1 protein-coding gene and 4 pseudogenes are annotated in these 8,629 nt (G+C 36.1%); all 5 read left to right on the top strand.

Annotation, left to right across the window (positions count from 1 at the left end; translation table 11 throughout):
• Positions 1 to 63: 63 nt before the first annotated feature.
• Positions 64 to 470, top strand: a pseudogene (locus AFK68_RS46025) (guanylate cyclase); the annotation flags it as partial.
• A 138-nt stretch (positions 471 to 608) separates the two neighbouring features.
• Positions 609 to 1,437 (top strand): annotated as a pseudogene (locus tag AFK68_RS46020) (histidine kinase dimerization/phospho-acceptor domain-containing protein); the annotation flags it as partial.
• Position 1,438: 1 nt separating this feature from the next.
• A partial coding sequence (locus AFK68_RS21700) for a response regulator (protein ID WP_246844338.1) occupies positions 1,439 to 3,565 on the top strand: 2,127 nt, incomplete at its 5' end.
• Between the two features lie 1,064 nt (positions 3,566 to 4,629).
• Positions 4,630 to 7,932: pseudogene (locus AFK68_RS21695) on the top strand (response regulator); the annotation flags it as partial.
• 1 nt (position 7,933) lies between these two features.
• Positions 7,934 to 8,251 (top strand): annotated as a pseudogene (locus AFK68_RS21690) (adenylate/guanylate cyclase domain-containing response regulator); the annotation flags it as partial.
• Between the last annotated feature and the right edge of the window lie 378 nt (positions 8,252 to 8,629).

Raw genomic sequence — 8,629 nt, 5'->3', positions numbered from 1 at the left:
GTCCTAAGAATAACCAATGATGCTATTACCAGTGGGAATTTTGATGTTTATGACTTTAGGGCAATGCAACTCTACTTTTGGCAAATTGTCAAGCAAGAGAAGTGGAAAAGTGAGCTTTTCTTTGGTAATGAACAGGGAGAATTTATTAACGTTGACATTAATCCTGACAATGGAGATATTATCTTCAGAATTCGGACTACAGAGACTCAACCACTGCGTAAAATATATCAGTTAGATGAGAGTGGCGAAATAGGCAAACTATTAAGAGTTAAAGAGTACGATCCGCGTATTCGTCCCTGGTATCAAGCAGCAAAAAAACTGGATACACCTACATGGAGTCCTATTTATTCAGCCTTTTCTGGTTCTAACACATCTTTAGACATAGCTGCAGTTAAACCTGTTTTTGATTCTGACGGTGATTTAATCGGAGTTTTAGGTAATGAAAATAGCTTAACGCAGATGACAGAATTNATACACCTACATGGAGTCCTATTTATTCAGCCTTTTCTGGTTCTAACACATCTTTAGACATAGCTGCAGTTAAACCTGTTTTTGATTCTGACGGTGATTTAATCGGAGTTTTAGGTAATGAAAATAGCTTAACGCAGATGACAGAATTCCTTAGCGACTTAATGATTAGTCCTAATGGCAAAAGTTTTATCATGGAGCGATCTGGAAATTTAATTGCTAGTTCCCAAATTCTCGAACCTTTTGTGATTAGTGAAGTTGATGGAAAGAGAAAAATAGAACGCTTACACGCTCTTGACAGTGGTAATAGTATGGTAAGCGTGACTGCAACCCACCTAGAAGAAACATTTGGTAGTTTAGAAAAAGTAGATAGCAGCAAACAGCTCAATTTCCCTATTAATGGAAAGTGGTACTATGCAAGTGTTATGCCAGTTGCAGACGGACGGGGTATTGATTGGTTAGTAGTAGTTGTTGTTCCTGAAGATGACTTCATGACAAAAATAGATGCCAATACCAGAACTACTATTTTATTGAGTGTTACTGCTCTGACTGTAGCTATATTAGTAGGGATAGTTACTACTCACTGGATTACCCAACCAATTTTACAACTTAATACTGCGGCTAAAGAAATTGCGGAAGGTAAGTGGGAAAATAAACTTGATATTCACCGTGGCGATGAAGTAGGAGAACTTGCTCAGTCCTTTGATCGCATGGCGCTCCAGCTCAAAAATTCCTTTGGCACCCTAGAAGCAAAAAACGAAGAACTAAAAAAATTAGATCGCCTCAAAGACGAATTTTTAGCCAACACTTCCCATGAACTACGCACTCCACTTAATGGTATTATTGGTATTGGTGAATTTCTGATAGATGGTTGTACAGGTAAGTTGAATCCTGTAACTACTTCTAACGTAACTATGATGGTTTCTAGTGCTCGTCGTCTTTCAAATCTTGTTAACGATATTCTTGACTNAAAAAATTAGATCGCCTCAAAGACGAATTTTTAGCCAACACTTCCCATGAACTACGCACTCCACTTAATGGTATTATTGGTATTGGTGAATTTCTGATAGATGGTTGTACAGGTAAGTTGAATCCTGTAACTACTTCTAACGTAACTATGATGGTTTCTAGTGCTCGTCGTCTTTCAAATCTTGTTAACGATATTCTTGACTTTTCTAAAATTACACATAACACACTAGAATTACAAACTAAAGCTGTTGATGTCCGTGGAGTAGTAGAAACAGTAGTTACTTTAAATCAAATTTTGGTCAGCAAAAATAAAAATCTGCAATTAGTAGATGCTATTCCCACTAATTTACCTCCTGTTTGTGCTGATGAAAACCGTCTACAACAAATTCTCTACAACTTAATTGGTAATGCTATTAAATTTACTGAGTCCGGTAAAGTCGAAATCTGTGCAGTAGTAATTACCAATAATTCTGTACATTCTCCTGGTGTACTTTCGGTCTCAGAAGACTCCAGTCAAAGTCAAGAGCAATCTCAAGAAGTAAAAATTATTGTCTGTGATACTGGTATTGGTATTCCGACTGATAAGCTAGAAAGTATTTTTGAATCCTTTGAACAAGGAGAAGGTTCTACAGCAAGGAAATATGGCGGTACAGGTTTAGGGTTAGCTGTAACCAAACAATTAGTCGAACTCCATGGCGGTCAAATTTGGGTAGAGTCAGAGATTGGTGTCGGTTCTCGTTTTAGTTTTACCCTACCCATTTCTCAACAACCTGTAGCAGATACCCCTAGTCTTACTACTCCTACAGTTAATAGTGTTCGCTATCTGATTGATCAAGTAGACACACCTCCAGAAAGCGAACCGATAGAAAGTAATTTAGCTGAGGGTAATTTTCACATTTTAGTTGTTGATGATGAACTGATAAATATTCAAGTTTTGCGTAATCATCTCCAAGCTAACAACTACAAAGTTACTGAAGCATTAAATGGAAAAGAAGCTTTAGCTGCTTTGGAGGAGCAAGATAATTTTGATCTGATTTTGCTAGATGTAATGATGCCAAATATGTCTGGTTATGAAGTTTGCGCTAAAATTAGAGAAAAATACCCTCCCCAAAGTTTGCCTATTTTAATGTTAACTGCTAAAAATCAGGTGGCTGATTTGGTAATGGGTTTCCAATTTGGTGCTAATGATTATTTAACTAAACCTTTTGCTAAAGATGAGTTATTAACTAGAATTAAAACTCATATTCAACTATCAAAAATTACTAACTCCTACGAACGTTTTGTACCCCACGAATATGTGAAATTATTGTCGAAAGAGAATATTCTAGATGTTAATTTAGGGGATAGAGTTAGTAAAAAAATGGCAATTTTCTTTTCTGATATTCGCTCTTTTACAACTATATCCGAGCAGATGACTTCTCAAGAAACTTTTGCTTATGTCAATAGTTATCTAGAACAAGTTTGTCCAGAAATCCGCGATCGCAATGGTTTAATCATTAAATTTATGGGAGATGGGATTATGGCAGTATTCCCAGATGGCGTTGATGATGCAGTCCAAGCAGCTATTGCTCAACTCAAGAAATTACAGGAATATAATCAAATTCTACGATCTACAGGTTGGATGCCGATGAAAATTGGAATTGGTATTCATTGGGGTCACATGATGGTTGGTATAGTTGGGGAGGAAACTCGGATGTCTGGAGATGCACTTTCTGATAATGTGAATTTGACAGCTCGTTTGGAAGGTTTGACTAAGTTTTATGGAGTTTCTTTATTAATTTCTCAGTCAGCTTTTAACTGTTTAAAAAATCCGCAAAAATATCAAATTCGGTTTTTAGATCGGGCATCTGTTAAAGGTAGAGATGAACCGATTAATGTTTATGAAGTGCTGGATGGTGAAGTTGATTATGTACGAGAATTAAAGTTAAAAACTCAGGCAGATTTTGCATTAGGTTTAGAGTGTTATCGTTTAGGAGATTTAGTTTCTGCTAAAGATTATTTTGAGAAAGTTAAAGATGTGAATTCTTCAGATAAAACAGCTCAACTTTATTTGGAAAGAATTGATGAGTTGATGGTAAGTGGTGTACCTAAAAATTGGGAAGGGGTTTGGGAATTTACTCAGAAGTAAGGAATAATTAATAATGGATAATGAATAGCAAGTGATTGAATAGCATAATAGACCTAGGCGTGAAAAAGATATATATTTTTTGGAGGAGTAGGGAACACTTAACTGGCAACGCTTAACTGGCAAGATATTTTTATGAAAAAGGCATGAAAAAGGATTTTTTATGGTTGATTTTTCTTTCTTGAGCATATCTAACTCAAAGGTTTATTTATTTTCCGGAGATGTCTAATATATAGAACCCCTGAAGGTATCTTTGTACAGGAGTCAGTCCTCAGGAGTCAACCCACCCCTAACCCCTCCGGTGGAGGGGAAGTCAGGAGGAAAGAGAATTTATCAAGATTTACACGCTAATATGAAGATGAAAGTTTTGTTATAGCGCTACTTGAATCGGGAATAGGGAACAGGGAACAGGGAACAGCAGACTATCAAACTGTTTCAGGGTTTAGAAATGTCCTAACCTNTCTTTGTACAGGAGTCAGTCCTCAGGAGTCAACCCACCCCTAACCCCTCCGGAGGAGGGGAAGTCAGGAGGAAAGAGAATTTATCAAGATTTACACGCTAATATGAAGATGAAAGTTTTGTTATAGCGCTACTTGAATCGGGAATAGGGAACAGGGAACAGGGAACAGCAGACTATCAAACTGTTTCAGGGTTTAGAAATGTCCTAACCTTTGCTTCGACTGCTATATACCGAACCCGAGCGGATTTGATATAAGTACATAATAAAGATATATTCGATAAGAACACAGGAAATCAATTATCCTACATACATCATCAATTATTCCCCTCCCAAGAGAGGTTAGGAGTGGGTTCCCTACTCCCTACTCCCTACTCCCTACTCCCTACTCCCTATTTTCTGTAGATGTCTAATAGATCCCTTCAGGGGTTCTATAAAATTTATTAGTAATATTTTTTTTAGCAGATGTAAATTATTAAACAAAGATAGTTGCTTTCCTATAGATTTTCTCTAACTAACAAAATCTTCCATCAATTCATATCCTTTCCTTTTGTTAAAATAAGAAATGGTATAATTTATGACTTCTGGCTCCTAAAAAAAACTGGGCAAAATGCTTAACAAACTTCCCCTAAAAACTGTCCTTATTGTCCCCTTTATTCTGCAAATTGTAACTGCTGTGGGATTAGTAGGATATTTTTCTTTTACTAATGGACGTCAATCTGTTGAGACTTTGGCGAGTAAGTTAACTTTGGAAATTAGTATTCGTATTCAGCAACACGTTTTAGATTATATAAATAAACCTCATCAAATGCTCAGAATAATTAGCGATCCTATTACCAGTGGCAACCTTGATCCCTACGACTTTGCTGCAATGCGAATCTATTTTTGGCAAATTATCGAACAGAAGAAGTGGAAAACCAATCTTTTTTTTGGTAATGAACAGGGGGAATATATGAGCGTTAAAATTGATCCTCAGAATGAAGAAGATATTGTCTTTAAAATTCGGACTACAGCTACCCAACCATTGCGTGAAGTTTATTTGTTAGAGGAGGATGGCGAGATAGGCAAATTCTTAAAAGTTAGAGAATACGATCCGCGTATTCGCTCCTGGTATCAAGCAGCAAAAAAAATGGGTAAACCTACATCAAGCCCTATTTATTCTGCCTTTGCTGGTTATAACACATCTTTAGAGATAGCTGCTCTTCAACCTATTTTCGATTCTGATAGTAATTTAATAGGAGTTTTAGCTAGTCAAATTAGCTTAACGGAGATGGCAAAATTCCTCAATAGCTTAAAGATTAGTCCTAATGGTCAAAGCTTTATTGTGGAGCGATCGGGAAATTTAATTGGTAGTTCGGCAATTCCCAAACCTTTTCTAATTAGTGAAGTTGATGGCAAGCGTTCTATTTTTCGCTTGCCAGCTTTTGATAGTGGTAATACTATAATCAGTGCTACAGCAACCTATCTAGAAAAAACCTTTGGTAGTTTAGAAAAAGTTAATCGCAGCCAACAACTTAATTTTCAGATCGATAAAAAGTGGTACTATGCAAGTATTATGCCGGTTAAAGACGGACGCAATCTTGATTGGTTAGTGGTTGTTATTGTTCCTGAAAGTGACTTTATGCAAAAAATAGAAGCCAACACTAAAACTACTATTCTATTAAGTATTAGTGCTCTAGTTGTAGCTATCTTAGTAGGGATAATTACTGCTTACTGGATTACGAGACCAATATTACAAGTTAATTCTGCTGCTAAAAAAATTGCCGAAGGAAAATGGGAAAACCAACTTGATATTCATCGTAGGGATGAAGTAGGAGAACTCGCTCAGTCATTTAACCGCATGGCAAACCAACTTAAAAGCTCCTTTGAAACCCTGGAAGAACAAAACCAAGAACTCAAAAAATTAGACCGCATCAAAGACGAATTCTTAGCAAACACTTCCCATGAACTCCGCACCCCACTTAATGGGATTATTGGTATTGGTGAATTTCTTCTAGGAGAACCAACCCAAAATCTCAATACAACCATCACTTCCAACTTAAGCATGATTGTATCTAGCGCTCGTCGTCTTTCTAATTTAGTTAACGACATTCTTGACTTTTCCAAAATTAGATACAATCAACTAGAATTACAAATTAAAGCGGTTGATGTTTTTGCAGTCGTAGAAACAGTAGTCACCTTAAATCTATTGGTTAGTAAAAGTAAAAATCTACAGTTGATCAATGCTATTCCCCAAAATTTACCTCTCGTCTGTGCTGATGAAAACCGTCTGCAACAAATTCTCTATAACTTAATTGGTAATGCTATTAAATTTACTGACTCTGGGAAAGTCGAAATCTCAGCTATAGTAATTACCAATAATCCTATACACCCTGCTCGCCAACCCTGGGATCGAGAAAACTTTAATCAAAGTCAGCAGGAATTTCCAGAACTAATGATTACAGTTTCTGATACTGGTATCGGTATTCCGAGTGATAAACTCGAAAGCATTTTTAAATCTTTTGAACAAGGAGAAGGTTCCACAGCTAGAAAATACGGCGGTACAGGTTTAGGATTAGCTGTTACCAAACAATTAGTTGAACTCCAGGGTGGGAAGATTTCTGTCGAGTCAGAGGTTGGTGTAGGTTCTAGTTTTAGTTTTACACTACCCATTTCTCAAAAATCTGTAGCCGATCCATCTAGTCTTCCTGTTCCCAGAGTTAACGATGCTAGTTATCTGATTGAAGGGAGAGAAACATCCGTAGACATCCAACCCAATGAAAATTATCTAGCGAATAGTGATTTTCACATTTTAGTTGTTGATGATGAACCGATAAATGTGCAAGTTTTGACAAACCATTTAAAAGCAAATAACTATAAGGTTACTGAAGCATTAAACGGAACAAAAGCTTTAGCTGCTTTGGAAAAGCATAAGAATTTTGACCTGATTTTGTTAGACGTAATGATGCCAAATATAACTGGTTATGAAGTCTGCGCTCAAATCAGAGAAAAATATCCAGCCCAGAGTTTGCCAATCTTAATGTTAACTGCTAAAAATCAAATTGCCGATTTAGTTATGGGTTTCCAATTTGGTGCTAATGATTATTTGACTAAACCTTTTGCTAAAGATGAATTATTAACGAGGGTCAAAACTCATATTCAATTATCAAAAATTACTAACTCTTATGAACGTTTTGTTCCTCACGAATATGTAAGATTACTCGCTAAAGAAAGTATTATTAATGTCAATTTAGGAGACAGAGTAAGTAAAGAAATGGCAATTTTCTTTTCTGATATTCGTTCTTTTACAACCATATCTCAAAAGATGACTTCTCAAGAAACTTTTGCTTTTATTAATAATTATTTAGAACAGGTTTGTCCAGAAATACGCGATCGCAATGGTTTAATTATTAAGTTTATGGGAGATGGCATTATGGCAGTATTCCCGGATGGCGCTGATGATGCAGTGCAAGCAGCTATTGCTCAAATCCAGAAATTACAAGAACATAATCAGAACCTAAAAGCAGAAGATTTTCCCCCAATAAAAATTGGTATAGGTATTCATTGGGGTCACATGATGGTTGGTATAGTTGGAGAGAAAGGTCGGATGTCTGGAGATGCACTTTCTGATAATGTGAATTTGACGGCTCGTTTGGAAGGTTTGACTAAGTTTTATGGTGTTTCTTTATTAATTTCTGAGTCAGCTTTTAAGAGTTTAAAAAATCCGCAAAAATATCAAATTCGATTTTTAGACCGAGCATCTGTTAAGGGTAGAGATGAACCGATTAATGTTTATGAAGTTCTGGATGGTGAGCTTGATTATGTGCGAGAATTAAGGTTAAAAACTCAGGCAGATTTTGCATTAGGTTTAGAGTGTTATCGTTTAGGAGATTTAGTTTCTGCTAAAGATTATTTTGGGAAAGTTAAAGATGTTNCCGCAAAAATATCAAATTCGATTTTTAGACCGAGCATCTGTTAAGGGTAGAGATGAACCGATTAATGTTTATGAAGTTCTGGATGGTGAGCTTGATTATGTGCGAGAATTAAGGTTAAAAACTCAGGCAGATTTTGCATTAGGTTTAGAGTGTTATCGTTTAGGAGATTTAGTTTCTGCTAAAGATTATTTTGGGAAAGTTAAAGATGTTAATTCTTCAGATAAAACGGCTCAACTTTATCTAGAAAGAATTGATGAGTTGATGGTAACTGGTGTGCCTCACAATTGGAATGGGGTTTGGACGTTTACTCAGAAGTAATACCAAATATCGTTATCAAAAGTACCTTTTTGCCAAAATAGAGAACCTGTATTTTTCAGAATTATAGTGTATTCTTGCAGAATAATAGTTTGTTCTTTGAGATAAATTTTTAAGCCTTTTCTCGTTTGATATTCTTTTCCTAAATTGTAGAGAGGTGATTAAAATACTAAGTCAACAGATTCATTTGGAAGAATTTTTAGTAAGTTAATACAGTCTGTTAGAAGAATTTGATTTAGTGGTAGGGTATTTTGCTTGTTTGTCACTATTTTAGAATTTTCGGAAGAGTTTTGAACGCTTTTCATGTCGGCGACAGCCGTTAACGTTTGCGAAGCATTCCGGAACGGAAAGTTGTGCGCCAGCTAAACGCCATATCCAATC

This window comes from Hydrocoleum sp. CS-953 (assembly GCF_002260545.1).
Classification (GTDB): Bacteria; Cyanobacteriota; Cyanobacteriia; order Cyanobacteriales; family Microcoleaceae; genus Trichodesmium.
This window is presented reverse-complemented; position numbering and strand designations above follow the sequence as displayed.